The organism is Streptomyces sp. NPDC093600 (genome assembly GCF_044764755.1).
GTDB lineage: Bacteria > Actinomycetota > Actinomycetes > Streptomycetales > Streptomycetaceae > Streptomyces.
The window spans coordinates 307,605-333,304 of sequence record NZ_JBIWIU010000008.1; the positions used below are offsets into that span (position 1 = coordinate 307,605).

At 72.0% G+C, this 25,700-nt stretch carries 29 protein-coding genes; 18 read left to right on the plus strand and 11 right to left on the minus strand.

Annotated elements, in window-relative coordinates:
* Positions 1–147: 147 nt before the first annotated feature.
* The gene (locus ACIRB4_RS21535; protein ID WP_403293439.1) at positions 148–1,050 is read right to left on the minus strand and encodes a LysR substrate-binding domain-containing protein; all 903 of its coding nucleotides are present in this window, start codon (positions 1,048–1,050) and stop codon (positions 148–150) included.
* Between the two features lie 71 nt (positions 1,051–1,121).
* Between ACIRB4_RS21535 and ACIRB4_RS21540 the strand changes: the two genes are divergently transcribed.
* The 6 genes from ACIRB4_RS21540 (at position 1,122) to ACIRB4_RS21565 (ending at position 6,189) form a co-directional block, all read left to right on the plus strand.
* Positions 1,122–1,748, plus strand: a complete 627-nt coding sequence (locus ACIRB4_RS21540; protein WP_403293440.1) for a short chain dehydrogenase — start codon at positions 1,122–1,124, stop codon at positions 1,746–1,748.
* Positions 1,749–1,909: 161 nt separating this feature from the next.
* Positions 1,910–2,635, plus strand: a complete 726-nt coding sequence (locus tag ACIRB4_RS21545; RefSeq protein ID WP_403293441.1) for an aspartate/glutamate racemase family protein — start codon at positions 1,910–1,912, stop codon at positions 2,633–2,635.
* Positions 2,632–3,660: a DMT family transporter gene (locus ACIRB4_RS21550; RefSeq protein ID WP_403293442.1), complete on the plus strand. Its 1,029-nt coding sequence runs from the start codon at positions 2,632–2,634 to the stop codon at positions 3,658–3,660. Before ACIRB4_RS21545 ends, ACIRB4_RS21550 begins: the two co-directional genes overlap by 4 nt.
* Before the next feature lie 114 nt (positions 3,661–3,774).
* Entirely contained in the window at positions 3,775–4,731 is a 957-nt protein-coding gene (locus tag ACIRB4_RS21555) for an iron-containing redox enzyme family protein (protein ID WP_403293443.1), read from the plus strand.
* 31 nt (positions 4,732–4,762) lie between these two features.
* Positions 4,763–5,809, plus strand: a complete 1,047-nt coding sequence (locus ACIRB4_RS21560) for a fatty acid desaturase family protein (protein WP_403293445.1) — start codon at positions 4,763–4,765, stop codon at positions 5,807–5,809.
* The gene (locus ACIRB4_RS21565) at positions 5,806–6,189 is read left to right on the plus strand and encodes a hypothetical protein (protein WP_403293446.1); all 384 of its coding nucleotides are present in this window, start codon (positions 5,806–5,808) and stop codon (positions 6,187–6,189) included. Before ACIRB4_RS21560 ends, ACIRB4_RS21565 begins: the two co-directional genes overlap by 4 nt.
* Before the next feature lie 101 nt (positions 6,190–6,290).
* Here the strand turns inward: ACIRB4_RS21565 and ACIRB4_RS21570 are convergent, their stop codons facing one another.
* Complete coding sequence (locus ACIRB4_RS21570; protein ID WP_403293447.1) at positions 6,291–7,070, minus strand: LuxR C-terminal-related transcriptional regulator; 780 nt, start codon at positions 7,068–7,070, stop codon at positions 6,291–6,293.
* Positions 7,071–7,468: 398 nt separating this feature from the next.
* Between ACIRB4_RS21570 and ACIRB4_RS21575 the strand changes: the two genes are divergently transcribed.
* A complete protein-coding gene (locus ACIRB4_RS21575; protein ID WP_403293448.1) occupies positions 7,469–8,308 on the plus strand; it encodes a MurR/RpiR family transcriptional regulator in 840 nt (279 codons plus the stop codon).
* A 38-nt stretch (positions 8,309–8,346) separates the two neighbouring features.
* Here the strand turns inward: ACIRB4_RS21575 and ACIRB4_RS21580 are convergent, their stop codons facing one another.
* The 7 genes from ACIRB4_RS21580 to ACIRB4_RS21610 all read right to left on the minus strand — a co-directional run bounded on the left by ACIRB4_RS21580 (position 8,347) and on the right by ACIRB4_RS21610 (position 13,872).
* Complete coding sequence (locus ACIRB4_RS21580; RefSeq protein ID WP_403293450.1) at positions 8,347–8,718, minus strand: hypothetical protein; 372 nt, start codon at positions 8,716–8,718, stop codon at positions 8,347–8,349.
* Positions 8,719–8,777: 59 nt separating this feature from the next.
* Entirely contained in the window at positions 8,778–9,212 is a 435-nt protein-coding gene (locus ACIRB4_RS21585; protein WP_403293515.1) for a roadblock/LC7 domain-containing protein, read from the minus strand.
* The gene (locus ACIRB4_RS21590) at positions 9,212–9,970 is read right to left on the minus strand and encodes a transcriptional regulator (RefSeq protein ID WP_403293452.1); all 759 of its coding nucleotides are present in this window, start codon (positions 9,968–9,970) and stop codon (positions 9,212–9,214) included. The genes ACIRB4_RS21585 and ACIRB4_RS21590 overlap by 1 nt, the downstream gene beginning before the upstream one ends.
* Positions 9,967–10,389 carry a hypothetical protein gene (locus ACIRB4_RS21595; RefSeq protein WP_403293453.1) on the minus strand — a complete coding sequence of 141 codons (423 nt, stop codon included), beginning with the start codon at positions 10,387–10,389 and terminating at the stop codon, positions 9,967–9,969. Before ACIRB4_RS21595 ends, ACIRB4_RS21590 begins: the two co-directional genes overlap by 4 nt.
* Positions 10,390–10,543: 154 nt before the next feature.
* The gene (locus ACIRB4_RS21600) at positions 10,544–11,902 is read right to left on the minus strand and encodes an APC family permease (RefSeq protein WP_403293455.1); all 1,359 of its coding nucleotides are present in this window, start codon (positions 11,900–11,902) and stop codon (positions 10,544–10,546) included.
* A gap of 153 nt (positions 11,903–12,055) precedes the next feature.
* On the minus strand, positions 12,056–12,520 hold the full coding sequence (locus ACIRB4_RS21605) for an SRPBCC family protein (protein ID WP_403293457.1): 465 nt from the start codon (positions 12,518–12,520) through the stop codon (positions 12,056–12,058).
* Positions 12,521–12,543: 23 nt separating this feature from the next.
* Positions 12,544–13,872 carry a diaminopimelate decarboxylase gene (locus tag ACIRB4_RS21610; protein ID WP_403293459.1) on the minus strand — a complete coding sequence of 443 codons (1,329 nt, stop codon included), beginning with the start codon at positions 13,870–13,872 and terminating at the stop codon, positions 12,544–12,546.
* A 135-nt stretch (positions 13,873–14,007) separates the two neighbouring features.
* On the opposite strand from ACIRB4_RS21610, the gene hutU reads away from it, so the two are divergent.
* The 4 genes from hutU to hutI are packed head-to-tail and all read left to right on the plus strand — an operon-like array spanning position 14,008 to position 19,488.
* Positions 14,008–15,672: a urocanate hydratase gene (gene hutU, locus ACIRB4_RS21615; protein WP_403293461.1), complete on the plus strand. Its 1,665-nt coding sequence runs from the start codon at positions 14,008–14,010 to the stop codon at positions 15,670–15,672.
* Between the two features lie 17 nt (positions 15,673–15,689).
* Positions 15,690–16,880, plus strand: a complete 1,191-nt coding sequence (locus ACIRB4_RS21620) for an allantoate amidohydrolase (protein ID WP_403293517.1) — start codon at positions 15,690–15,692, stop codon at positions 16,878–16,880.
* On the plus strand, positions 16,871–18,208 hold the full coding sequence (locus tag ACIRB4_RS21625; RefSeq protein WP_403293463.1) for a formimidoylglutamate deiminase: 1,338 nt from the start codon (positions 16,871–16,873) through the stop codon (positions 18,206–18,208). The genes ACIRB4_RS21620 and ACIRB4_RS21625 overlap by 10 nt, the downstream gene beginning before the upstream one ends.
* A gap of 17 nt (positions 18,209–18,225) precedes the next feature.
* Positions 18,226–19,488 (plus strand): imidazolonepropionase, encoded by a 1,263-nt coding sequence (gene hutI / locus ACIRB4_RS21630; protein ID WP_403293464.1) that lies wholly within the window; start codon positions 18,226–18,228, stop codon positions 19,486–19,488.
* Here the strand turns inward: hutI and ACIRB4_RS21635 are convergent.
* Complete coding sequence (locus tag ACIRB4_RS21635; protein WP_403293466.1) at positions 19,413–20,321, minus strand: helix-turn-helix domain-containing protein; 909 nt, start codon at positions 20,319–20,321, stop codon at positions 19,413–19,415. The genes hutI and ACIRB4_RS21635 overlap by 76 nt on opposite strands.
* An 835-nt stretch (positions 20,322–21,156) precedes the next feature.
* Here ACIRB4_RS21635 and ACIRB4_RS21640 point away from each other — a divergent pair.
* Entirely contained in the window at positions 21,157–21,300 is a 144-nt protein-coding gene (locus ACIRB4_RS21640; protein WP_403293467.1) for a hypothetical protein, read from the plus strand.
* A gap of 79 nt (positions 21,301–21,379) precedes the next feature.
* Entirely contained in the window at positions 21,380–21,508 is a 129-nt protein-coding gene (locus ACIRB4_RS21645) for a hypothetical protein (protein ID WP_403293468.1), read from the plus strand.
* Between the two features lie 139 nt (positions 21,509–21,647).
* On the opposite strand, the gene ACIRB4_RS21650 is transcribed toward ACIRB4_RS21645, so the two are convergent.
* Entirely contained in the window at positions 21,648–22,538 is an 891-nt protein-coding gene (locus ACIRB4_RS21650; RefSeq protein WP_403293470.1) for an RNA polymerase sigma factor SigF, read from the minus strand.
* Between the two features lie 209 nt (positions 22,539–22,747).
* Between ACIRB4_RS21650 and ACIRB4_RS21655 the strand changes: the two genes are divergently transcribed.
* From ACIRB4_RS21655 to ACIRB4_RS21675, 5 genes are all read left to right on the plus strand, one after another.
* Positions 22,748–23,119, plus strand: coding sequence for an STAS domain-containing protein (locus ACIRB4_RS21655; RefSeq protein ID WP_403293473.1), 372 nt, complete (start codon positions 22,748–22,750; stop codon positions 23,117–23,119).
* Positions 23,120–23,208: 89 nt separating this feature from the next.
* Positions 23,209–23,754 (plus strand): ATP-binding protein, encoded by a 546-nt coding sequence (locus ACIRB4_RS21660; RefSeq protein ID WP_403293474.1) that lies wholly within the window; start codon positions 23,209–23,211, stop codon positions 23,752–23,754.
* Between the two features lie 115 nt (positions 23,755–23,869).
* Entirely contained in the window at positions 23,870–24,577 is a 708-nt protein-coding gene (locus tag ACIRB4_RS21665; RefSeq protein ID WP_403293475.1) for a peptidase, read from the plus strand.
* A complete protein-coding gene (locus ACIRB4_RS21670; protein WP_403293476.1) occupies positions 24,577–25,449 on the plus strand; it encodes a hypothetical protein in 873 nt (290 codons plus the stop codon). Before ACIRB4_RS21665 ends, ACIRB4_RS21670 begins: the two co-directional genes overlap by 1 nt.
* A partial coding sequence (locus ACIRB4_RS21675; RefSeq protein ID WP_403293478.1) for a hypothetical protein occupies positions 25,446–25,700 on the plus strand: 255 nt, incomplete at its 3' end. The genes ACIRB4_RS21670 and ACIRB4_RS21675, both read left to right, overlap by 4 nt.

Genomic DNA, 25,700 nt, shown 5'->3' on the forward strand with positions numbered 1-25,700 from the left:
CGGGGGTGCGGCGGTCCCCGCCTATTTTTCTGGGGCTCGGTTCGCCTCCGGGGCGCATGGGGGCACCGGGGGAGGCGGTCGTTCGTGCCGGGGACGTGTCCTCGCCGTCTGCGCGCCCCCTCGGCTCACTCGCCGAAGATCCCCACGTCACCCGGCCCGGTGGTGGGCCGTCACCGCCTGGAGGGCCGTCAGGGCTCCCGCGATCGCCGGTTGGCGCTCCGAGCCCGCGCGGACCAGGGCCTCGATCGTGCGGCCGCGGCCCGGCAGCGGCAGGAGCGTCACGCCCGAGGGCGGGGCGTCGCACATGAGGCGGGGCAGGATCGTCGCGCTCAGGCCCGTGGCGACGAGCGTCAGCGCCGAGCGCAGGTCCTCGTAGGTGTGCGCGATACGCGGCGTGAAGCCGGCGTCCCGGCAGGCGTGCACCAGGATCTCGTGGCAGCTGCTCGGCGCCGGCGCGGAGATCCACGCCGTCTCCCGCAGCGCCCCGAGACCGTCGCGCCGCACCGCGCCCGCCAGGGCGTCCGGCACGGCGAGCACCAGCGGGTCGTCGAAGAGCGCGACCGCGGTCGTGCCGCCCGGCTGCGGGGCGCCCAGCTGGTGGTAGCGGTACGAGACGGCCAGATCGAGGTCGTGCTGCCGCAGCCGCGGCACCGACTCCTCCGGATCGGCCTGGACGATCCGCAGAGCCAGCCGCGGATGGCGCCCGGCGATCTCGGCCGCCAGGGGCGCGGCGACGGCGTTCAGAGCGCTCGGAGCGCAGCCGAGGGTCAGTTCACCGCTCAGATCGTCGTCGAGGGCGCGCACCGCGCCCTCCGCACGCTCCAGCGCCGCCAGGACCTGCTCGCACGCGGCCGCCAGCGCGGTGCCCGCCGCCGTGAGCCGCACCCCCCGGCCCTCGCGGTGCATGAGGGCGGCTCCGGCCTCCGCCTCCAGAGCGCGCAGTTGCTGCGAGACCGCCGACGGAGTGACGCCGTGCAGATCCGCGACCGCGCTGACCTTCCCGTGTTCGGCCAGGTCACGCAGCATGACCATGCGCTTCACATCAATCATGAGTACAGCTTAACGAGTACGGTAGAAAAGGTAGCTGGACTGCACGGTGGTGGGGGGCCATCCTCGGGCGTATGAGCGAGCAGACCACTCCCCGTAAGAAGATCGTCCTCGTGGGGGCGAGCGGCACCCTCGGCCGGGCCGTGCTCACCGCCCTGCGGGAACGCGGCCACGAGGTCGTCACCGCCTCCCGCAAGGACGCCGACATCGCGCTGGACATCACTGACCCGGCCTCCGTCGCCGAGCTGTACCGCCAGGTGGGCCGCGTGGACGCGGTGGCCTCCGCGGCGGGCACCGTGCCCTGGAAGCGGCTCGGCGACCTCGCCGCCGAGGACGTGCGCGACGGGTTCGAGGGCAAGGTTCTCAGCCAGGTCGAGCTGGTCCGCCAGGGCCTGTCGTCGGTGGCGGAGGACGGCTCCTTCACCCTCATCACCGGCATCCTCGCCCGGGAGCCCATCCGGACCGGCGCGGTCGCCTCGCTCGCCAACGGCGCCGTCGAGTCCTTCGTACGGGCCGCGGCGATCGAACTGCCCCGCGAGCAGCGCATCAACGCCGTCAGCCCCACCGTCTTCGAGGAGTCCCTGGACGCCTACGGCGACTTCTTCCCCGGCTTCGACCCGGTGCCGGTGCGCCGAGCGGCCGCCGCCTACGTCCGCTCCATCGAGGGCCACCAGACCGGCCAGATCTACCGCGTGGAATGAGCCAAATCCGGGACGCTGCGCAAATCCGAACCATGACGGGGCTTTCCGCCGGCTGTCCGTGAATGGACAGTCGGGGCAAGCATCGGCACCAAGGGGGATTTCATGAGTAACGACGTCGGCTGGGACTTCCTGCCCGCACTCGCGTTCGGGGGGGAGTCGATATGACCGATACCGGCAAGGTGCTGAAGATCGGATTGGTCGGTGGTCTGAGCTTTCCTTCGACGATCACGTACTACGACCGCATCAACCGTCTGATCAACCGGCGGCTCGGAAAAGCGCATTCACCGCGGATCGTCCTGGAGAGCCTGGATTTCCAGCCGATGGTGGAATGGATCGCGGCGCGCGACGGTGACGCGGTGGCGGGGGAGATCGCCGCCGCCGCCCGGCGCCTGGAGGTCTCGGGCGCGGACTTCTTCGCCATCTGCTGCAACACCGTCCACGAGTTCGCGGATCTCGTCGAGGAGCGCGTGGCGCTGCCCCTGATCAACATCTGCCGCGCCACCGCGCAGGAGGCGGCCCGCCGGGAGGTCTCCACCGTGGGCCTGCTCGGCTCCGCGTTCTCCATGGAAGAGGCCTTCTACCGCGACGAGTTCGCGGCCGAGGGCATCAAGGTCGTGGTGCCCGAGCCGCCGGACCGCGCCTTCATGCAGGAGGCCATCGAGCGCGAACTGTGCACGGGCGACATCTCGCGGGCCACCCGCGAGCGGTTCGCGCGCATCGCCCGCGACGTGCTGGACGCCGGCGCCGAAGCACTGGTCCTGGCCTGCACGGAGGTGCCTCTGGTGATCCGTCCCGAGGAGTTCGACGCCCCCGTCATCGACACCGTCGACGTGCACACCGCCGCCATCGTCGAGCGGGCCCTCGCCCCCCTCACGGAGGTCACATGATGCGTGCCGTCCACGTCAAGATGACCGTGGCGACCGTGCTGCTCGGCTCGTACCTCGTGGCCGGCAAGCTGATCCTGGAGGAAGTACCGGTCTTCACGGCCACGTTCTTCCGCCTCGTCAGCGCCGTCGCCGTCCTCGCGGTGTACGTGGCGCTGAAGTCGCGGGGCGGCCTGGTCCGGCCGGGCCGCAGGGACGGCACCGTCATCTTCGCCCAGGCGCTCCTGGGCGTCTTCCTCTTCAGCGTCCTCGCCATGTACGGGGTGAAGTACACCGGCGCGATCGAGGCTGGCGTCATCCTCGGCATGGTCCCGATCTCCATCTGCCTGGTCGCCGTCCTGTTCCTGCGCGAGCGGCTGTCGGCGCGCCGCAGGATCGGCATCGTGATCGCGGTCCTCGGCGCGGCCGGCATCAACGCGCTCAGCGCGGGCGGTTCGGGCGGAAGCGGCTCCAACGAGGTCCTCGGAGCCCTGCTCCTGGTCGGCGCCGTCCTGTGCGAGGCGGTCTTCGTCACCTTCGGCAAGCTCCTGTCGCGGCCGATCCCGCCCGCCACGCTCTCGCTGATCCTCTCCGTCGTCGGCGCGCTGATGTTCCTCGGGCCCGCCGCCGTGGAGACCAGCCTCGCCGAACTGACCCAGATCTCCTGGCAGACCTGGGCCCTGATGGTCTACACGGGTGTCGCCATCAACGGCGTGGCCGTGGTCCTGATGTACGACAGCCTGGACAGCGTCGACACGGCGGTGGTGGCCGCCTTCACGGCGCTCACACCGGTCAGCGGGGCGATCCTCTCCGTGCTGCTGCTCGGCGAGGAACTGCACGCCTACCATCTGGCCGGAATGGTGCTCGTGGTGACCGGCGTCTATGTCGTCGCCAACGAGAAGTCCGGAAAACGCGCGGATGAATCGCAGGCGAAATCCGGAAGATCCGCTACCGGTCTGGTGGCCGGAGTTCCCCCGAGCGTCACCGCGGAGGAAAATGTCGCGGAAAACGCGGCGACCAGGGAAAAGTCTGCGACCGGACCCGCCTGACCATCCCCTGATTTCCCGCACTGCGGTGATCTGAACCATCGGAGTCCTTTCTCGGCCGCCCTGCCCACGGCAGAGTCTCCGTGTAATACCGAAAGCCGAGAAAGGACCTTGGTCATGGCTACCGCATTCGCCGTCGCGCAGGACACCGGATCCGATTCCCTCGCACGGGACATCGAGATCGCGTTCCCGGCCTCCGGGCCCCACGACCGGGAAATCCGCCTGAAACTGCTCCGCCGGCTGCACGCCCATTACGTGGCCTACATGGGCGGCCCGGAGGAGTTCTCCGTCATCCCGCGCCTGAACCACGACCCCGCCATCACGGCCATCGAGGACGCCTGGCTGGCCTGGGAGGACCGCCAGGTCGACCGCGAGGACCTGCCCGCCACCGGCGCCGAGTTCCGCGACTGGTTCCTCACGACGGCCGACCGGCACACCCAGCCCGAGTTCTGCACCTACCTCGCCGAGGAGGCCACCCTCGACGAGATCGCCCTGTTCTTCATGGGCGAGGAGCTGGTGGACAGCAAGTTCGACGACCTGATGGCGCTGGTGCAGATCGGCACCCAGGGCCACACCAAGCTCACCATCGCCGAGAACTACTGGGACGAGATGGGCGAGGGCAACATCGAGCAGGTGCACACGCGCATGTTCGAGCACTCCGCCCGCTACATGCGCGCCCACCTCGACAAGTCCGGCGTCGACTACGCCAACCTGCACTTCCCCGAGGCGTACGAGAACGCCGCGCTGCTCCTCCAGTACGGCATCCACCGCCACCTCAACCCGCGCGCGCTCGGCGCCATGGGCGTCCTGGAGCAGAGCGCCTCGCCCCGCTTCCAGGCGATGGTCGACGGCTGCCTCCGCCTCGGCGTCCCCGCGGACGTCATCGACTACCAGCGCATCCACGTCCACGTGGACGCCGACCACGGCGCCGAGTGGTTCGAGGGCGTCTTCGTCCCGCTCGTGGACCACTCCCCGGAGCTGCTGCGCGAGATCTCCCTCGGTGTCCTGACCCGGGTGCGGGTGGCCAACGGCTACTACGCCCGGATCTGGGACGCCATGAAGGAACTGCGCTGACCGGGCCGGCAGGGGACACGAGGGGGAACCGATGACCACAGCGGAGAAACCGCAGAGCTCCACGATCGAACCGGACCAGGCACCGCCCGCACCCGCGCCCACCCCGAACCAGCCGCCGAGACAGAGCCCGGACACCGTCGAGCCGGTGCTGCTCTTCGCCCGGGCCCGGGTGACCCGCCACGACCAGACCGTCTTCATCGGCAAGCTCCTGGTCGCCGCCGCCCTGATAGCCGCCGGCGTCTACCTCGCCCTGCGCGACGGGCTGCTGCTCTCGGCGGCCGGGATCGTGCTGCTGGCGGCCGTCTACACGCACATGGTGGAGCTCCAGCACCAGTGCCTGCACCACAGCGCCTTCACCTCGGCCCGGCCGCACCGCCTGGTCGGTGTGCCGCTCGGCCTGCCCCTGCTGGTGTCGTACACCCACTACCGCGTACGCCACCTGCAGCACCACAAGCACCTGGGCACCCCGCAGGACTCGGAGTTCTTCGGCTTCGACACGCGCGCCCCGCTCACCTGGGGCATGCTGCTGCGCGGAGCCTTCGACTACGGTCGGCTCGTCACGATCGCCCGCGAGATCGGGCGCAGCTGGCGGGGGAGCTGGCAGTACGACGCCGGGGAGATCTCCGACCGCCGGCGCCGCGAGGTCGTCGCGGAGTACCGGTGGATGGTGGTGCCCATCCTCGCCGCCGTGGCGCTCTCGGTCGCCGGATACGGCGGGCCGGTCCTGGAACTGTGGGTGCTTCCGCTGCTCGTGGCGGCCCCCATGCACTTCTTCCTGGAGCTGCCCGAGCACATCCTGTGCGACACGGAGACCACCGACGTACTGCGCAACACCAGGTCCATCAAGGGCAGTTGGTTCAGCACCTGGTACACCAACGGCAACAACCTGCACGTCGAGCACCATGCGGTGATGACGGTGGCGATCAACCGGCTGCGCGAGCGGCACGACGAGGTCAGCCGTCTCGCCGCCCATGTCGAGCGCAGCTACCCGGCGTTCTACCTCGCCGTGCTGCGCGAGGCGGCCCGCAACTCGACCCGGCGCGGGAGCGGGGCGAAGTCGGCGGGAGGCGCGGCGTGATCCGCGGCGGCTTCCGGGTGGAGGGGCTGGCCGCCCGGCTCGCCCCGGCCGTGTGGGACGGACGCCTCCCCGACCTGGTCGGCTCCTCCTTCGTCCGCAACCGTGTCCAGCTGCGGCTGCCCGAGGCCGACATCAACATCCGCCTCCGCACCGCCGTACCCGCCGGTCTCCACCTCACCTTCGAGGCGGTCTTCCGCGAGCGCGGCCAGGACAGCGCTGCGGGGGGCACCTGGTGGGACAGCTGGCAGGTGACGGTGGAGCCGCCCGGCCCGGAGGGCGGGGACGTCACCGCCGAGGCGATGCGGGTCCTGGTCGACCATGTGATCGCGGCCCGGCGCCGGTTCGCCGTACTCCTGGAGGAGGCCGACCGGGCGGCGTAGCTCCGCGAGGCGACGGGCCGGATCCCACCCGTCGGCGGACGAGGAGATGAGCGGTGTGCGGCACTCCCGGGAGGGCGTGCCGCACACCGGTACCACCGGGATCAGGTGGCGGCCCGTCCGAGCAGGTACCCCAACTGCAGCCGGTTCTCCGCCCCGTAGTGGGCCTTGATCCGCCCCACATGGGTCTGCAGCGAGCGTTCGCTGATCCCGAGGCGGCGGGCGATGGCCCGGTCGGAATGGCCGGCGATGAGGAGCTGCTTGATGGACTCGTGCAGGGAGGGGATCACCTCGGGGGCCGCCTCCACCGAACGGGCCGGCACGAAGGGGTACGCCTCGGCCCGGTCCCACGACCGCTCGAAGACGTCCTGGAGGAAACGCACCATCGAGGGTTCGGTGATCCGCAGGGCCCTGGTCCGGTCGCCGCGGCCCGGGATGAAGGCGACCGTGCCGTCCACGATGATGAGCCGCTCGAAGAACTCGGGCAGCGTGCGCACCTCCGCGCCGTACTCGGTGACCTGGCGCACGTACTCCTTGGTCGCCTCGTCGAAGCGGGCGCTGTGCTGGTAGAGCGTGCGGTTGGCGACCCCGGCGTCGAGCTGGGCGCGGACCGTCTCCAGGGCCGCGGTCAGTACGGACTTGGTGCGCGGCCCGTCGGGCTGCGCGGTGAGTATCTGGGTGCGGGCGCCGTCGACGGCGGCCCGGATGGCGTTGTTGATCTCCGGCAGGCCCTCCAGATAGACGAGGGACCCGTTCTCCTCCGGCCGGACCGGCGGCGCCATCGCCACCTCGCTGACCTGGGCGTGCAGCTGTCGAGAGATCTCGACCAGGGTCGTGGTCAGCCCGGGCAGGTCACGCACGGCTGTGGGGGTGTGATCGCGCATCTGACGTTCGCTCCTGGATAGGGAGGGGGTGCTGAACGTGGGTGGGCGGTGCTGACCGCGCGGACGCGAAAGGGCCTGGTGGGCCGGGCGCGCGGCGATGTGGGGGGAGCCGGGGGAGGGCGCCGGCCTGCCCGCCGTCAGAGCGGCACACGCGGACAGACGGCGCCGCTCCGTCGCGCGAGGTCGACACAGTGGCGCCCGGAAAGGCTCATGCCCGTGGCCATGGGCGCCAATCTTGACCAGGGCATGGCAGCGTGTCAACGCTCTGTCCGGGCAGGGTCGCCGGACCCGGCGACGAGGGAAAAGAATCAGCCACAGCGCGGGGTCACTCCGCCGTTGCCTCACTGCATATCCTCATGCAGAGTTCTTAGTGCATGAATAGGCGAGAGGGGGACGGCATGAGCGATGGCCCGGCCGGCCGGCTGCAGGCGCTCTTCGAGGGGCACCGGCTGACACCGACACAGCGGCGGATCGCGCACTGCATGGTGCGCAGGGCCGCCGACGTGCCTTTCCTGTCCAGCGTGGAGCTCGCCGAGCTCGCCGGCGTCAGCCAGCCCTCCGTCACCCGCTTCGCCGTCGCCCTCGGCTTCGACGGCTACCCCGCCCTGCGCCGTCATCTGCGCGAGGTCGCGCCCGCCGAGAAGACGGCGGGGGAGGGCAGCGAGCACAACGAGTACCAGCAGGCCGTCCTGGCCGAGATCGAGAACCTGCGCCATCTCGCCGAGCTGCTCGCCGACCCGGCGCCCGTCGAGCGCGCCGGACGCATCCTCGCCGCCTCCCGGCCGCTGCCCGTGCTCGGGCTGCGCGCCGCCTCCTCGCAGGCCCGCGGCTTCGCGTACTTCGCCGCCAAGGTCCACCCGGACGTGCGCCTCCTCGACGAGGGCGGCTCGATGCTCACCGACCGCATCGACGCCGCCGTACGGGCCGGCGCCACCGCCCTGCTCTGCTTCGCGCTGCCCCGCCATCCCCGCGAGGTCGTGGAGACCCTGGAGTACGCGCGGAAGGCGGGGCTGACCGTCGTGACCGTCGCCGAGTCCGCGTTCGCGCCCGTGGCCGCCCACAGCGACCTGCTGATCCCGGCCGCCGTCGGCACCGGGCTCGCCTTCGACACGGCCTGTGCGCCGATGCTTCTCGGCCGGGTGCTCCTGGAGGCGATGGCGGACGAACTGCCCGACGCCCAGGCCCGCCTGGAGGAGTTCGACACCAAGGCGGCGACGCGGGGCCTGTTCGTCGAGTGAGCCGCGCGCCCGTCGTGCGGGTCCGGCGGGCGAGGCGGTCAGATCTCCAGCTCCGCCTCGATCCCCTTCAGCCGGTGGCGGGCCATCGCCAGGTTCGCGCGCTCCTTGTCCAGCGCCAGGTACAGGAACAGGCCGGCGGCGCCGCGTCCCTTGAGCAGCCGGATCAGGTGGTACTGCCCGCCGAGGGTGATGAGGATGTCCTCGATCTCGTCGTCGAGGCCCAGCATCTCCATCGCCCGGACCTTGGCGCGCACCACGTCCGTGTTGCCCGCGGCCGCCACGTTCAGGTCGAGCCCCTTGCCGCCGCCGATCGTTCCGAGGGCCATACCGCTGGTGTAGTCGACCAGCGCGGCGCCGATGGCACCGTCGATCGAGGCGGCTTCCTTGAGGGCCGTTTCGGTGTTCGCCATGGGTGTCGCACTTCCTTCTCGTCTTGGTGCGTGGGGTGGTGGGGTGGGGCGTGCGGGGGTCAGTTCAGGTCCGTGCGGTCCAGCGCCCCGTCGACGAGCTCGCCTATCCGGGCGCTCGACCGACGGGCCTCCAGATGGAGCCGGCCCACGTTGACGCGTGGCTCGGCGAGCAGCGTGAGGACGGCCGAGCCGCCCGCCGCGTACGTGGCGACATAGCCGAGCTCGCCCCGTACCAGCAGTTCGCGGAAGCCGCCCTGCCCCGTGGACTCGGTCAGCCGCCGGCCGACGCCCAGGGCCGCCGCGGTCAGCGCGGCCATGGCCTCCGACTCGGTGCCGACCGTGTCCTGGGCGAGGACCAGGCCGTCGGCGCTGGCCGCCAGCGCCCCGGTCAGCTGGGGCAGCCGGGCCCGCAGCCGTCTCAGCTCGGCGAGTACCTCGGCTTCCGCCGACATCAGTTGTCTCCTCTCGGCGCGCAGGCGCAGGGCGCGTCGCATCACGGACTTGCCTCCAGGGCGTCACGGAGCCGGCGCAGCAGGGCGATGTCCGGTTCCGCCGTGGCCTCGCCGGCCCAGGGGGGCGCGGCGGGCGGGGCGGCCGGCAGGGGGTCGGGCGGGGTCTCGACGAGGCCGGCGGCCGCGAGACGGCGTACGTCGAGGAGGGTGTGGAAGGCCGGGCGGCCGAGCAGCCGCGCGATGTCCGCGGGGGTACGGGCTCCGTCGGCGGCGGCCAGCAGGGACCGCTGCCGCGAGCTCGCCGTCTGACCGGGAGCGGGGGCGCGGGGCCGTACCGGGGCGGTGTCCACGGCGTCGTACGGCCAGACGCTGTCGAGGAGTTCCCGGCGGCGTACGGTCTCGCGCTCGACGGCCTCGGCGGAGACCGGCCGCACCGTGCCGAGCCAGTGGCTCACGCCGTACCGGAAGCGGGTCGGGCCCGCGGCGGGCGAGAGGGCGAAGAACGCCGCGTCGAAGACGGCCTCCAGATGGCAGATCTCCAGTTCGCCGTCGCCCAGGCGGCCGCTGTCGACCAGGAACCGGCCCACCGCCTGCCGGGCCCCGGCCCGGTCCACCGCCTCGTCCCAGCCCTCGCGGGGCAGCCTGCCGCCGGCGGTGAGGAGGACGTCGAGTCCGGGTGCGGAGGGGCTCTCGGCGTGCACCACCCGGCCGTCGACGAGGTAGAGCGTGCCGTGGTCGCGCAGCAGGGCGCCGGTGGCGCGTTCGGCGGCGAGGCGGGTGAGCATCGGGGAGACCGTCATCCGAGGACCAGCCTCTCGGCGAGGTCGCGCAGCCGGATCCGGGCGAGGGCCAGGTTCCCGGTGTCGCGATCCAGCCACAGGTGCAGGAAGACGCTGCTGTCGAAGGCCGTCTCGACGAAGCGGAGGAGGTGATAGCCGCCGCGGGTGGTGACGATCAGGTCCTCGACGGGTGGCCCCTTCGATAAGGACTCCGCCGACTGCGCCGACTCCGCGGGCTCCTTGCCTCCGGCCGTGAAGGAGTCGTACTCCGCCGCCGCGCGGGCCAGTTCGGCCGTCTCGGCGGCGGTCGTCTCGTGGTCGCCGACCGGCGATTCGCCCGCCGTGCCGAGAGCCAGCCCGCTGGTCCAGTCGACCAGGGAGGCTCCCCGCGCACCCGGCACGGCCATGGCCTCCCGCAGGCACTCGTCGATTCCGGGCACGCGGACTCCCCTCCCGATGCGGCGCGCGGGCGTACGGCAGTGACGGTGACGTTACTCAACGTCGTGCCCACCGTCAGGAGTTCTGGCATTTTCCATCGGAACATGCCAGTCGATCAGACCCGGACCTCAGTCCTCCGCTTTCAGTCCTCGGCCGTCAGTCCTCCCGGCGCATCCGCAGCACGGCCTTGTTGACCGCCCACAGGCCGATACCGATGGCGAGCAGCACCCCGGCCCGGATGTACACGTCCGCCGCACGGTCCGCGAGCGGGCTGGCCAGGATCACGGCGGTGATCGCACCGAGCACCGGAAGCACCGTCGGCGTGCGGAAGTGGGCGTGCTCCACCCGGTCCTTGCGCAGGACGAGGACGGCGATGTTGACCACGGCGAAGACGCACAGCAGGAGGAACGCGGTGGTGTCGCCGAGGCCCTCGATCTCGCCCGTGGACACCAGGCCGATGGCGAGGAGGGTGACGAAGACGGTTCCGGTGAGAGGCGTACGGCGGTTCTTCAGGACCTTGCCCATCGCGCGCGGCAGGACCTTCTCGTTGGCGAGGCCGTAGCAGAGCCGGGAGGCCATCATGATGTTGATGAGCGCGGAGTTGGTGACCGCGAACAGGGCGATGAGCGCGAAGAGCTTCGGCGGGAAGTCGACCCCGCCCGCCTTGACGACCTCCAGGAGCGGACCGCTGGACCTCTCCAGGGTGCCGTGGTCCACGAGCAGGGAGGAGACCAGGGCGACGAGGACGTAGACGGTGCCGGTGACGGCGACGCCGGTGAAGATGGCACGGGGGAAGGTGCGGACCGGATCCTGGGTCTCCTCCGCCATGTTGACCGAGTCCTCGAAGCCGACGAAGGCGAAGAAGCCGAGCGCGGTGGCTCCGAGCACACTGGTCATCAGGGCGAATCCGGTGCCGGACGCCTCGAACTCGCCCAGCCGGGACGGTTCTCCGTCGCCCGTGACCACGGCCCAGGCGCCGATCGCGAGGATGATCAGGAGGCCGGTCAGCTCGACGAGGGTGAGGACGACGTTCGTCTTCACGGACTCCGAGACCCCGCGCAGCGCGAGGGAGGCGAGGGCGACGATGAAGGCGATCGCGATGAGGGTGGGCGGGATCGCGTCCGTGAACTCCTGGAAGTAGTCCCCGCTGAACGCCCGGGCCGCCGCGCTCGCCGAGGAGAGCCCCGAGCACATCACCATGAACGCCACGATGAAGGTGAGGAAGGGGACCTTGAACGCCTTCTGCGTGTAGAGCGCGGCGCCGGCCGCCTTGGGGTACTTGCCGACGAGCTCCACGTACGAGGCGGCGGTCAGCAGGGCGACGACGAAGCCGATCGCGAACGGCAGCCAGAGCGCGCCGCCGACCTTCCCCGCGACCTTGCCGGTGGTGGCGTAGATGCCGGTGCCCAGGATGTCGCCGATGACGAAGAGGATGAGGAGCTTGGGTCCGATGGCCCGCTTGAGCGGCGGCTGCGCGGGCTCTGCGGGCTCGGTGGTGGACGCGGATGTGGCCATGGAGACCCCTTTCCCGTTTGCCGACGGAAAGGTCCCTGCCCCGGCGGCACCAGCCTGATGCCCGCCGCGCTGTCACTCGTACGGGCGAACGGACGTACGGAGCTCGGGTGTACGGACGTACCGGCCCGGGCGCACGGACCCGGACGCACGGGCTCAGCCGCGGCGCTCCACCGAGGCGGCGACGTCGTCGAGGTCCCTGGCGAGCGCCCGGCTCACCGCCCTGACCCCGAGGCCGCCGAGGAGCCTGGTCAGCAGGCCCGTGGCGCGGCCGTCGGCCGGGCGGGCCGAGAACGTCATCCGTACGGTCGTCGCGTCGGACCCGTCCGGGCGCAGGGCGATCTCCGAGACGTAGCGCATGCCGTGGGAGTCGGCCACCGTGACGTACCGCTCGGGCGGCACGCTCTCGGTCACGGTCATCTCCTCCGTGGCTTCCTTGCCGAACATCCGGCGGGTCTCGCGCCAGCGGGTGCCGACCCCGAACGCACCCTCGGTGAGCACCTCGACCCGGTCGACGCCGGTGAGGATCCGCTCCATGTCCTTCAGGTCCGTCATCGTCTCCCAGACGGGGCCGGGAGTGGCCCGGATCCGGCGCTCGACGACGACGCTCTTGGTAGCCATGGCTCCACGGAACCACCGGTGTGTCAGTCCAGCAACGCGTCGGCGAGGCCGCCGCCCGACTCGGCGACGATCTCGTCGAGCGTCTGAGGCCGGCGCACGGTCGCGAAGGCGACGCCTCCCGCGTCGGTGACGGTGAAGCCGTGGATGCCGGGCCGGGGCAGGCTGTTGTACGCGTAGTGGTGGGCGAAGTAGTAGGCGCCGGTGTCCGGTACGGCGACGATGTCGTCCGGCCGGAGCAGCGGCAGCGCGCGGGCGGTGGCGAGCATGTCGCCCGTGAAGCAGGCGGGTCCGGCCACGTCCTGGACGACGTCCTGCGGGATCTCGGGACCGGTGCGGGGCCGGCCGTCGGCGTCGTACGCGAGGATGCGCAGCGGCCATGACTCGGGGGCGTAGACGGTCCGGGTGGCGACCTGGACCCCGGCGTGGGTGACGGCGATCGGGCGGCCGCCGGAGGTCTTGGTGTACTCGACGCGGGCCAGGATCGTGCCGTGCTTGGCCAGCAGCGACCGGCCGAACTCGGTCACCAGGGCGTAGCGCCCGTCGAAGAGACCGGGGGCGGTCGCGGCGAGCAGCCGGGCGTACTCGGCGTAGGTCGGGGTCTCGTCGTCGGAGTCGAAGTTCACCGGCAGCCCGCCGCCGATGTCGAGCGTGTCGATCTGCTGCCGTCCGGCCTTGGTGTTGATCTCCTCGGCGAGGGCGTAGGCGGCGGCGACCCCCTCGGCCATCAGGGCGAGCGGGACGCCCTGGGAGCCGGTGTGGGTGTGCAGCCGGGTCAGCCACGGCCGTTCGAGGTAGGCCTGGACGACGGACTCGCGCGCGCCCTCGTCCCGCAGCGCGACCCCGAACTTCGAGGTGGCGGTCGCGGTGGACAGGGCGCCGATCGAGCCGGCGCCGATCTGCGGGTTCACCCGCAGCCCGATCGGGCTCGCGGTCGGGGCCGAGGCGACGAGCGTGTCGAGCCGGGCCAGCTCCTGGGGGTTGTCGGCGTTGACCGCGATCCCCAGGGCCAGGGCCTGCCGCAGTTCGGCGGGGGTCTTGGCGGGGGAGTCGAGGACGGTACGGGACGGGGGAACCCCGGCCGCGCGGGCCAGGGCCAGCTCGCCGGGGCTCGCGACCTCGGCGCCGAGCCCCGCCTCGTACAGCAGGCGCAGCACCGGGACGAGGGGGGCGGCCTTCACTGCGAAGGCGTGCAGGACGGGGGCGTCGGTGACGGCGGCGAAGGCGGAGCGGAGGGCGGCGGCCGAGGCGCGGACGCCGGCGGTGTCGAGGAGGGCGACGACGGGCCGGTCGGGGGAGAGGAGGCCTTGTTCGACGGCGGCTCGGACGGCCTGATCGCGACGGTGGGAAGCCATGGGTCCATCCCATCACCGGGTGGTGGCGGGCGGTATGCCGTCGCAGCTGTTGACTACAAGTATTCAGCGGTCCAAGATGTGAATAACCGATTCACATCGCAGTTCGTCGGAGTTGTGCCGGAGGAGGCATCCCCAATGTCAGGACCCCGCCCCGTACGGGCCCCGCGCGGTACGGAACTGAGCACCCTGGGATGGCAGCAGGAGGCCGCCCTCCGAATGCTGCAGAACAACCTCGATCCCGAGGTCGCCGAGCACCCCGACAAGCTCGTCGTCTACGGCGGCACGGGGAAGGCCGCGCGTGACTGGCGCTCCTTCGACGCCATGGTGCGCACGCTGAGGACCCTCAAGCAGGACGAGACGATGCTCGTCCAGTCGGGCCGCCCGGTCGGCGTCATGCAGACGCACGAGTGGGCGCCGCGCGTGCTCATCGCCAACTCCAACCTGGTCGGCGACTGGGCGAACTGGGAGGAGTTCCGCCGCCTGGAGCAGCTGGGCCTGACCATGTACGGCCAGATGACGGCCGGTTCCTGGATCTACATCGGCACCCAGGGCATCCTTCAGGGCACCTACGAGACCTTCGCGGCCGTCGCGGCGAAGAAGTTCGGCGGCACGCTGGCCGGCACGATCACGCTGACCGCCGGTCTCGGCGGCATGGGCGGCGCCCAGCCGCTCGCCGTCACGATGAACGACGGCGTCGCGATCTGTATCGACGTCGACCCGCGCGCGATCGAGCGGCGCATCGAGCACCGCTACCTCGACGTCAAGGCCGACAGCCTGGAGCACGCCCTCCAGCTCGCCGTCGAGGCCCGCGACGCCCGCAAGCCGCTCTCCATCGGCCTGCTCGGCAACGCGGCCGAGCTGCTGCCGCGCATGCTCGCCGAGGGCGCCCCGATCGACATCGTCACCGACCAGACCTCGGCCCACGACCCGCTCTCCTACCTGCCGGTGGGCGTCGACTTCGACGACATGGCGACGTACGCGGCGAAGGACCCGGCCGGCTTCACCACCCGGGCCCGCGAGTCCATGGCCCGGCACGTCGAGGCCATGGTCGGCTTCATGGACGCGGGCGCCGAGGTCTTCGACTACGGCAACTCCATCCGCGGCGAGGCGCAACTGGCCGGATACGACCGGGCCTTCGCCTTCCCCGGCTTCGTACCGGCGTACATCCGTCCGCTGTTCTGCGAGGGCAAGGGCCCCTTCCGCTGGGCGGCCCTGTCGGGAGAGGCGTCGGACATCGCCAAGACCGACAAGGCGATGCTGGAGCTGTTCCCCGAGAACGAGTCCCTCCACCGCTGGATCAAGATGGCCGGCGAGCGGGTCCACTTCCAGGGCCTGCCGGCCCGGATCTGCTGGCTCGGCTACGGCGAGCGCGACCGCGCGGGCGAGCGCTTCAACGACATGGTGGCGAGCGGCGAACTCGCGGCCCCGCTCGCGATCGGCCGCGACCACCTCGACTGCGGCTCGGTGGCCTCCCCGTACCGCGAGACCGAGGCGATGCTCGACGGCTCCGACGCCATCGCCGACTGGCCGCTCCTCAACGCCATGGTCAACGTCGCCTCGGGCGCCTCATGGGTCTCGCTGCACCACGGCGGCGGCGTCGGCATGGGCCGCTCCATCCACGCCGGCCAGGTCACGGTCGCCGACGGCACCGCGCTGGCCGGCGAGAAGATCCGCCGCGTCCTGACCAACGACCCGGGCATGGGCGTCATCCGCCACGTCGACGCGGGCTACGACATCGCGGAGCAGGTCGCGGACGACAAGGGCGTGCGTGTACCCATGCGCGAGGAAGGCTCCGCGTGAGCGACAGCTTCCACGCCATGTGGCGGTCGCTGCGGCCGATCGGCCGCAGCGACGCCTCGGGCGGCTACCGCCGCTACGCCTGGACCGGTGCCGACGCCGACTGCCGGCTCTGGTTCCGGATGCAGGCCGAGGCGCGCCGCCTGAACTACGAGGTCGACCGCAACGGCAACCAGTGGGCCTGGCTCGGCGACCCCGCCGCCGGAGACGCCGTCGTCACCGGTTCCCACCTGGACTCGGTACCCGACGGCGGCGCCTTCGACGGCCCCCTCGGCATCGTCTCCGCCTTCGCCGCCCTCGACGAACTCCGCCGCAGGGGCGTCCGGTTCACCCGCCCCCTCGCCATCACCAACTTCGGTGACGAGGAGGGCGCCCGCTTCGGCCTCGCCTGCGTCGGCTCCCGGCTCACCGCCGGACAGCTCACCAAGGACAAGGCCTACGAGCTCCGCGACGCCGACGGGATCACGCTCCCGCAGGCGATGGAGGCCGCCGGCTACGACCCGGACGCCATCGGCCCCGACCCCGAGCGCCTCGCCCGGATCGGCGCCTTCGTCGAACTCCACGTCGAGCAGGGCCGCGCCCTGGACCTGTCGGGCGACGCCGTCGGCATCGCCTCCGCGATCTGGCCCCACGGCCGCTGGCGGTACGACTTCGCGGGCGAGGCCAACCACGCCGGCACCACCCGCCTCGTCGACCGCCGCGACCCGATGCTGACCTACGCCGAGACGGTCCTGGCCGCCCGCCGCGAGGCCGAGCTCGCCGGCGCCGTCGCCACCTTCGGCAAGATCGCGGTGGAGCCGAACGGCGTCAACGCCATCCCGTCCCTGGTCCGCGGCTGGCTCGACGCCCGCGCGGCCGACCAGCACGCGCTCGACACGGTGATCGCGGGCATCGAGACGGCCGCCCGCGACCACGCCGCACGCCAGGGCATCGACCTCACCGTCGTACGGGAGTCCTTCACCCCGGTCGTGGAGTTCGCCCACACCCTCAGGGACGAGCTGGCCGGGATCCTCGGCGAGAAGACCCCGGTCCTCGGCACGGGCGCGGGACACGACGCCGGAATCCTCTCCGGCTCGGTCCCGACCGCCATGCTGTTCGTACGGAACCCCACCGGCGTCTCGCACTCCCCGGCCGAGTACGCCGCCGAGGACGACTGCGTGGCCGGGGTCCTCGCACTCGCCGACGTACTGGAAGGGCTGGCGTGCAGGTGACGACGTACTGGCTCGAACACGCCTGGCTCGACCCGAACGTCGAACCGGGCGTCGCCCTGACCGTCGCGGACGGCAGCGTCACCGCCGTACACAGGGAGGTCGCCACCCCGCCCCCCGGCGCCGTCGTCCTGCGCGGCCTGACGATCCCCGGCCTGGCCAACGCCCACTCGCACGCCTTCCACCGGGCCCTTCGCGGCACGGTCCAGGTCGGCTCCGGCACCTTCTGGACCTGGCGCGAGGTCATGTACCAGGTCGCCTCCCGGCTCACCCCCGAGACGTACCACGCCCTCGCGCGGGCCGTGTACGCCGAGATGGCGCTCGCCGGCATCACCTCCGTCGGTGAGTTCCACTACCTCCACCACGCCCCCGGCGGCACCCCCTACGCCGACCCCAACGCGATGGGCGAGGCGCTCATCGCGGCGGCGGCCGAGGCCGGTATCCGCATCACCCTCCTCGACACCGCCTACCTCTCCTCCGGCTTCGGCGCCGCACCCGAACAGCACCAGCTCCGCTTCACCGACGGCACGGCGGACGCCTGGGCGGAGCGCGTGTCGGCGCTCAAGGAGCGCGACGGCGTACGGATCGGGGCGGCGATCCACTCCGTACGGGCGGTCCCGGCCGACCAGCTGGCCACCGTCGCGACCTGGGCCCGGGAGCGGGGCGCGCCGCTGCACGTCCACCTCTCGGAGCAGACGGCCGAGAACGACGCCTGCCTCGCCGCCCACGGCCGCACCCCCACCCAGCTCCTCGCGGACCACGGCGTGCTCGGCCCGCTGACGACCGGCGTCCACAACACCCACCTCACGGACACCGACATCGCGCTGATCGGCTCCTCGACGACCGGCACCTGCATGTGCCCGACGACCGAGCGCGACCTCGCGGACGGCATCGGCCCGGCCGTCGCACTCCAGCGGGCCGGCTCCCCGCTGTCGCTCGGCAGCGACAGCCACGCCGTCGTCGACCTCCTGGAGGAGGCGCGCGCCATGGAGCTGAACGAGCGCCTGCGCTCGCGCACCCGAGGCCACTGGACGGCCGCGGCCCTGCTCCGGGCCGCCACCGCAGACGGCCACGCGTCCCTCGGCTGGGGCGCGGCGGGCCGACTGGAGGAGGGCGCCCTCGCCGACTTCACGACGATCGCGCTCGACTCCGTCAGGACAGCGGGACCGCTGCCGCGTCTGGCAGCCGAGACGGCGGTATTCGCCGCGTCGGCCGCGGACGTCCGGCACACGGTCGTGGGCGGCCGCCATGTCGTACGGGACGGGGTCCACCACTCGGTGCCGGACGTGCCCCGGGCCCTCGCCGACTCGATCGCCGCCCTGCGCGGCTGAAGGAGACACCCCTCACCATGAACACCGGCCCTGCGGCGACGAACAGCCCCGCGGCGACCTCCGCCCCCACGAGCACGAACAGCCCCGTGGCGACCGCGGCCACCGCCATCGTCAACATCGCCAGCCTGGTCACCAACGATCCCTCCCTCGGTGATGGCACCGCCCTCGGTCTGATCCGGGACGCGGCAGTCGTCATCGACGGCGACCGCGTCGTCTGGGTCGGTGAATCAAGAGAAGCACCCGCCACTGACAACCGGGTCGACGCGGGCGGCCGGGCGGTGATCCCCGGCTTCGTGGACTCCCACTCGCACCTGGTCTTCGCGGGCGACCGCACGGCCGAGTTCAACGCCCGGATGTCCGGGCAGCCGTACGCGGCCGGCGGCATCCGTACGACCGTGGCGGCGACGCGGGCGGCGAGCGACGAGGCCCTCTCGGCGAACGTCGCCCGTTACATGCGCGAGGCCCTCCGCCAGGGCACCACCACCTTCGAGACCAAGTCCGGCTACGGCCTCACCGTCGAGGACGAGGCCCGCGCCCTGCGGATCGCCGCCGCCCACACCGACGAGGTCACCTACCTCGGCGCGCACATCGTCTCCCCGGACTACGCCGACGACCCGGCCGCCTACGTCGACCTCGTCACCGGCGACATGCTGGACGCCTGCGCCCCGTACGCCCGTTGGATCGACGTCTTCTGCGAGAAGGGCGCCTTCGACGGGGACCAGGCGCGGGCGATCCTCACCGCCGGAAAGGCCAAGGGCCTGCACCCCCGCGTGCACGCCAACCAGCTTTCGTACGGCCCCGGTGTCCAGCTCGCCGTCGAACTGGACGCGGCCAGCGCCGACCACTGCACCCACCTGACCGACGCCGACGTCGACGCGCTCGCCTCGGGCGACACGGTCGCGACTCTCCTCCCGGGCGCCGAGTTCTCCACCCGCGCCCAGTGGCCGGACGCCCGCCGCCTCCTCGACGCGGGCGTGACGGTCGCCCTGTCCACGGACTGCAACCCCGGCTCGTCCTTCACCTCCTCCGTCCCCTTCTGCATCGCCCTGGCCGTACGGGACATGCGCATGACCCCGGACGAGGCGCTCTGGTCCGCCACGGCGGGCGGCGCGGCCGCGCTGCGCCGCACCGACATCGGCCGCCTCTCCCCGGGCGCCTACGCGGACCTGGCGATCCTGGACGCCCCCTCCCACGTCCACCTCGCCTACCGCCCGGGCGTCCCCCTGGTCTCCGAGGTCTGGCACCGAGGCGTCCCGACCGGCTCGCGGTCCGGCGTCTGACCGCCCCGGGGCTCCCGGCAGTCCCGGCACTTGCCCGGCGCCGCCGCCCGGAAGGCCCGGTCGCAGCCTTCGCAGGTCTGCATCGGCAGCGGCCCGGTCGGCCCGGGCGGTGACGCGGCCGGCAGTGCGGCCGGCAGCGCGGGCGGCAGCCACTCCCGCAGGCGGTGGGCGAGCAGCCGGGCGGGCCAGCGGATCGTCCCCGGCGGCAACTGACCCGCGAGGGTGCGCACCACGGCGGGGGCCTCCACTCCTCGTTCCAGCCAGGTGCGTACCGCCGGGGCCAGGCACCGGACGTCGTTCTCGGACAGCAGCAGCCGGGGGTCGGCCTGCCGCAGTCCGGCCAGCAGCGAGGCGGCGGGCCGCAACTCCTCGGCGAGCGGGGGCGCTTCCGCGGCGTGTACGGGTCCGGCGGTGTCGGTGACGGTAGGTACGGCGGCGTCGGGGGCGGCACGGACCCGTCCCGGGACGGTGTGGCGACGCTTCACCAGATCCACCCGGTGCGGATTCTCGTACCAGTACGTCCGCGTCGCGAGCCTCGCCCCCGCCGCGCGCTCGACCTTCCGCTTCAGATACCCAGCCGCCTCCAGCTCCCTGAGCGCGTTGGCGATCCGCGCCTCGCCCTCGGGGAACCGCGCGGCCAGCACCTTGATGCCGACGAGCGCACCGTAGGGCAGGGACTGGATGTACACCCCGAGCCCGATCGCGCAGGCGGACAGGTCCTTGTGCTGGGCGAGGTGGTTGCCGACGACGGTGAACTTCTCGTCGTGGCGATGCCGGATGTGCGTGACTCCGGCGTACGCGGACACGGCCGCGCTAAACTGCGTGTCAGTCATCGGGAAGGTCTCTTCTTCCTGGGTGATCAGGCCCTCGACCGGGATGCCAGTCCCGCCGAGGGCCGAAATCTTTTATGGGGCATGTGAATTGGCGCGACCGTACCGTGCCGTCCGCGCGTTCTGCCACCTTGTCACCCGAACGTGTGAGGGTGCCGGGTTTGGGTGGAAGGGTTCTTCCCCAAGGTCCTTCTACGGGACGTCGTGGATCGCCGCGTCCCTCCCGCCCGGGCCCCTCCCGCCCGAGTCACACCCCACCGGATCGCGGCCCTCCGGGACCCTCCCGAGCGCGACCCGCGTCTGGCCCATGCCGCCTTGCGACCGCGAAAGTGCGGCGGCTTGCGCGTGTACGTACCCCTAACCCTGTGCCGAATCCAGCGTTACCACTTGCACACCGGCACGGGCGGGGCGCGTGAGACCGACGACCTTGTACGTCGGACGCGCCCTCCATAACGTCAAACTTCCACCTCCGCTTTTGTATACGGACCAAGACGGAGCGGGGGGCGGGAGCGATACGCTTCTCCCGTGATCAGCGCGATAACCCGACGGGACGTCGAAGACCTCTGAGAGAGGCTTGGAACACACCACCGCTGCTTGAAGTACTTGCTGCTCGCGGTGCGTGAACTCGCCGTACACGATGCGCCGTGTCTGATACCGGCCCGCACATCTCACATCGCGGCATAGCGTCGAACAAGCCGGACACCCCCGTCACGTCGTGGCGTTGGGTCCTTTCTTCGATCGAGGTCACGCAACGGCGCGCGACAGGAGCCAGAGGACGTGCAAGCCGCATGGCTGAAGCCCAGCGAGAGGACTGCGAACTATGACTACGACTCGGCCCATGGACTCAAGTACCACGAGTCGCCCCGCGTTCGAACTCCGCGCGGGAGGGCTGCACTTGATCATCCAGCGCATCGCCGGATGGCTCGTCGCCCTGGTCACCGCGCCCGGCGGGGCGGCGGGGACATGGTGGGCACAGCAGTAGCAACGGCACTCCGTGCCGGGCCGGCCGGAGCGCCGGTCCCCGCCAACTCGCCGCGCTCTGCGCCCTCTTGTTCACAGGGGTGACCCTGCCGGCCCATCACACCCACGCGGCCGAGGCCCCGCCGCCGACGGCCGGGCACACCTACGCGCTGCGCTCCGAGGCCAACGGCTTGGTCGTCGCTGCGGAGCCGCCCCCGCCGCCGGGCTGACCGCGTGCGACGTCACGGCCGACGCCGGCCGGTCCGACCACTACCCGGTCACCGCGCGCGTACGGCTCACCGGCTGACGCGGAAGGGCCCGTCCGGGACGGACGAGCCCTTTCCTCAAGCCTTCGGGGGACCGCCGGGGTCACTCGTCCAGCGTCAGTCCCTTGCGCAGCCTGCCGAGCGTGCGGGTGAGCAGCCGGGAGACGTGCATCTGGGAGATGCCGAGCTCCTCGCCGATCTCCGACTGGGTGAGGCCGGCGACGAAGCGCAGTGAGAGGATGCGCCGCTCGCGGGCCGGCAGCGAGGCGATCATCGGCTTGAGGGACTCGACGTACTCGATGCCCTCCAGGCCGTGGTCCTCGTAGCCGATCCGGTCGGCGAGCGCGCCCTCGCCGTCGTCGTCCTCCGGCTGGGCGTCCAGCGAGCTCGCGGTGTACGCGTTGCTCGCCGTCATGCCCTCGACGACCTCGTCGCGGCTCAGGTCGAGCTCCGCGGCGAGTTCGCCGACGGTCGGCGTGCGGTCGAGCCGCTGGGCCAGCTCGTCGCCGGCCTTGGCGAGGTCGAGGCGGAGCTCCTGGAGCCGTCGCGGGACGCGCACCGACCACGACGTGTCGCGGAAGAAGCGCTTGATCTCGCCGATGATCGTCGGCATCGCGAAGGTGGGGAACTCGACGCCCCGCGAGAGTTCGAACCGGTCGATCGCCTTGATCAGGCCGATCGTGCCGACCTGGATGATGTCCTCCATCGGCTCGCTGCGGGAGCGGAAACGGGAGGCGGCGAACTTGACCAGGGCGAGGTTGAGCTCGACGAGGGTGTTGCGGACGTACGCGTACTCGTGCGTGCCCTCTTCGAGGTCGTCGAGGCGGGCGAACAGGGTCTTCGAGAGCGCCCGGGCGTCCAGGGCCTGGACCTGGTCGAAGGGCGGGATCTCGGGAAGGTCGAGACCGAGCTCGTGGGTGGGGGGCGGAGTTGTTGTCGACGACGCGTGGTGGGGACGCGGAGCGTCGAGCCGGGGTGACATGGTCTCCTCCATCGTTCCTTCTTGCTGCGGTTTGCGGCGCCTCCAAAGCCGGCCGTGTCGGATGTTTCCTCTAGCCCTATCGTCTCGGCGGCGATCGTTGCAAGTGTCAATTGTCCGCTTTGTGCATTTATGTTGCGGAGTCCGACTGCCGTAGAGGGCGCGAACCTTGTATGGTTCGTCGACGTCAACCGCCATTCGTGAGAGCGAGAAGAGGCACGGGAATGGACCGCCAGAACGTCGGCAGCACGCAGTCAGGACGGCTGCGGGTCGAGGTCCGGACCGTGGGGGCGACCGAGATCCTCACTCCGGTGGGTGAGCTCGATCACCACACCGCCGACCTGTTGCGTGCGCCACTCGACGAGGCGCTCGACGCGGGGCGCTCACGGCTCGTGGTCGACTGCTCACGCCTTGATTTCTGTGATTCCACCGGGCTCAACGTCCTGCTGGGTGCCCGGCTGAAGGCCGATGCCGCCGGGGGAGGGGTCCACCTGACCGGGATGCGGCCGGTGGTGGCGCGGGTCTTCGAGATCACCGGTGCGGACGTCGTCTTCACCGTGCACGACTCTCTCGCGGCGGCCCTCCCCGACGAGTGACGGGTGTCGTGTGGGAATGGCCGGGCAGAAGAGCCCAGGTTTCGTCCTTTTGTCTGGTGAATCGGTTGAATCGGTGAGGTGAAGCGCTGATGGACACTGCTGCCGGTGGCGGGGAGGTCGAGGAGGCCACGAGCCACGGCGCGGGTGCAGCCTCCGCCGGCGCGCGTTCCGGTGCCGATGTCGCCGATGCGGTGGGTGCGGCCGATGCCGCGGCTCCCGGTCCCGACCTCGACGTACGGACCCTCTCGCTCGGCGCCGCCAGTGGCACCGTCCCGCTCGCCCGCGACTTCACCCGGACCGCGCTCTACGACTGGGGCTGGCTGCCCGCCGCCACCGCCGAGGCCAGGGCCGCCGCCGAGGACGTCCTGCTCGTCGTCTCCGAACTGGTCACCAACGCCTGCCTGCACGCCGAGGGCCCCGAGTCGCTGAGCGTCCGGCGCCGCGCGAAGGTGCTGCGTCTGGAGGTCGTCGACCGCGGCGCCGGCCAGCCCGCGCCGCGCACCCCGCACCGGGCCGGACGGCCCGGCGGACACGGCATGTTCATCGTGCAGCGGCTCTGCCTCGACTGGGGCATCGAGCGCACACCCGGCGCCCCGGGCAAGACGGTCTGGGCGGAACTGGCCGCGCCCGCGTAGGGCGACCTCCCCCGCACTTCCCCCTTCCCTTTGTCTTCCCTCCGCAACGCCCCCGGCGTACCTTGACGCCCAATCTGATGTGCCGTCAGCAACTTTGCGGTAAGGGGTGCTTGGGGTGCCGTACCGGAGGAGAACAGCTTTCGCGCTGGCGGTCGCGGCGGCGGGCTCGGCGGTGCTGGCCTCCGCTCCCGCCGCACAGGCCGCCGTCGTCGACGTGGACTACGCCTGCGAGACCAAGATCGGGCCCAAGGGCGCGGTCTCGCCCGTCGACATCAAGGCCGTCGAGAACGGCGGTTCCTACACGATCACCATGTCCTTCGAGAAGGGCGTCTCCGACAGCCCGGTCGAGCTCCCCAAGGGCGTCATGACCCCACGCGCCGAGCTTGTTCTCGGCGGCGCGGACACGGGCACGATCAAGGTCAAGGGAGTTCCGAACACCGCCGCGATCCCTCCCGACACCCCTATCAGGATCGGGCAGTTGACGGGTACGTACACCCCGAGGAAGAGCGGCAAGGTCACCTTCACCGCCGGGGTGCTCACCGTCCACGCCCTCGGCATGGACGCCGCCGTCTGCACACCGAAGAACAACCCGAAGCCCTCACTGGAGCTGGAGGTCACGGCCGCGGGCGGGTCCAGCGACCAGAGCTCTGGTGGCACCGGCTCCGGCGATTCCGGCGGCTCGGGAACCGGCTCCTCCGGTGGCGGCGAACTGCCCAGGACCGGCCCGCTCGACTCCGCCACCGCGCTCGGCACCCTCGGCGGCACGGTTCTGCTGACCGGCGCGGCCGGGATGCTCTGGCTCACGCGGCGCACGGCGCGCTGATGCGGGGCGTAAGGGCCGGGGCGGGGGCCGCCGTCGCCGCGCTGCTGGGCGCCGTGGCGGCGGCGCCCCCGCCTGGATGGACGGCCGCGCCGGCCGAGCGGCGGCCGTACGTCTACCTGGAGGGCGCGGCCGGGAGCGTGCTGCAGGACACCCTGTCCGTGACGAATCCCGGCCCGGAACCGCTCACGGTACGGCTGAGCGGCCGGGGAGCCGCCCCTTTCGCGTTCGCCGCGCGATCCGTCACGGTTCCGGCGCGGACCCGCGCCGACGTGCCGTTCACCGTCACGGTCACGGCCGACACCTCGCCCGGGGAGCACCGGGGCGAGGTCCTCGCCGCGGCCGGCGGCCGGGAGGCGCGCGTCCCGGTCCATCTGCGGGTGAGCGGGCCGAGCCTGGCGGCCCTCACCGTCGAGGACGTACGGATCGACGGCGCGGGAACCGTCCGCTACACCCTGGTCAACCGGGGCAACACGGCCCTCGCCCCACGCCTCTCGGTGCGTGCCGACGGGGTCTTCGGCACCGTCCTCGACCGCCCCTCCCGCGCTCTGCCCGTCACCCTGCGCCCCGGCGAACGGGTCACCCGCACCGAGCCCTGGCCCGACCCTCCCGCCCTCGACTCGGTCACGGTCGAGCTGCGCGCCACGGCCCCCGGCGCTCCGCCCGCGACCGCCCGGGCCGAGGCGGTCCTCCTCGCCCCGGGCCCGGTCGCCGCCGGAGCGGGCGCCCTGCTCGCGGCGGCGGCAGCGGGAACGTACGCGCTCCGCCGCCGGGTCCGGCCGGGGGCGGAGCCCGGGAAACCGGCCCGTCGCAGGCAGGGGGAACGTCCGCTGGCAGAGGCGCTGGCCGAGGCGACGGCAGGAGCGGAACGATGAGCCTCACGGCCTCGGCGCGGACCACGCGGCCGGCCCCACCCCACGGGCGGGGGCCGCGCAGGCGTCGGCCGGTGGCCGCCGTGCTCGCCCTGCTGGCCGGCTTGTGGAGCGTGCTGCCCGCCGTCGCCCTGTCGCCCGCCTCGGCTGCTTCCGCACCCGCCGTCGCCCTGTCGCCCGCCTCGGCTGCTTCCGCACCCGCCGTCGCCCTGTCGCCCGCCTCGGCTGCTTCCGCACCCGCCGTCGCCCTGTCG